Origin of the sequence: Thermogutta sp., assembly GCF_014359955.1 — a bacterium.
Taxonomy (GTDB): domain Bacteria; phylum Planctomycetota; class Planctomycetia; order Pirellulales; family Thermoguttaceae; genus Thermogutta.
Genome location: NZ_JACIYL010001113.1, coordinates 1 through 1,021 on the forward strand (window position 1 = coordinate 1; position 1,021 = coordinate 1,021).

A 1,021-nucleotide genomic window follows, 5' to 3' on the forward strand; every position below is an offset into this window, starting at 1 on the left:
AGGAATGCCATACGCGGTTCCCAGGACGACGTTGGCCGTTTTTCTTCCCACCCCGGGCAGCGTCACCAGATCGTCCATCGAGGGAGGAACCTTCCCGCCATATTTTTCATCCAGAATCCGGCAGCATTCCTGAATATTTCGGGCCTTGTTCCGGTAAAAGCCCGTGCTCTGGATATCCTTTTCCAGTTCATTCAGCGGGACGGTTGCATAGTCTCGGGCAGTGCGATACTTTTTGAAGAGGTCTTTTGTCACCTGATTAACGCGTTCATCCGTACATTGCGCGGAGAGAATTGTCGCCACCAACAGCTCTAAGGGATTGGTAAAATTGAGCGAACAGGAGGCATCAGGAAACTCCTTCTCGAGCACTTCCAGGACCTGCCGAATGCGTTGCGTGGAACGACCAGCCATTGCTATCCAGGATCTCCCTTGCCTGAGCGCTGTGAACCTGAGAGGGATCACGAGCGGGTGATCTGAATTTGCCAGCACGTGCCGACCGAATTTTGACATTGTCCCCTGGACTTTACTGTTGTCAAGCGAGTTTACTCGCGGATTTTGTTTCTCGTGCGGTTTCCATACTTTCTGCCGTTAATAGGGAGGCGGCCCCGGTGCGTTCGGCCCCCTCAATACCGCCTGTCAGGACGCGGCGGACAGTTCAAACCCTGATTATGGCCCCAGACAAAATTTGTAGGGACAACGACCTATGGATCCCCGAGGTCTTTTTTGGAAGGGAGTGAAACTCTTCAACGAGGGAGAGTTTTTCGAGGCGCACGAAGTGTGGGAAGAAGTCTGGAGAGAAAGCGACGAGCCGGACCGGTCGTTTTATCAGGGGTTGATTCAGATCGCAGTCGCCCTCGCACACCTGGAACGAGGGAATGTGGTGGGCTTCGATCGCCTCGTTGGTCGAGCAGAAGAACACCTGGCCGAATTTCCCCCCTCGTTTGGCGGGATTCGGCTGGAGGAACTTCGACGCCAGGTCACCGACCTGGCCCGGTGGGTCGCGGAACTGGAAAGCGGCCCTCAG

1 protein-coding gene and 1 pseudogene are annotated in these 1,021 nt (G+C 55.2%); one reads left to right on the forward strand and one right to left on the reverse strand.

The window, feature by feature from the left end; genetic code table 11:
• Positions 1-408: pseudogene (locus tag H5U08_RS19745) on the reverse strand (endonuclease III); the annotation flags it as partial.
• Between the two features lie 292 nt (positions 409-700).
• Here H5U08_RS19745 and H5U08_RS19750 point away from each other — a divergent pair.
• On the forward strand, positions 701-1,021 hold a 321-nt coding region (locus tag H5U08_RS19750; RefSeq protein ID WP_297037174.1), incomplete at its 3' end, for a DUF309 domain-containing protein.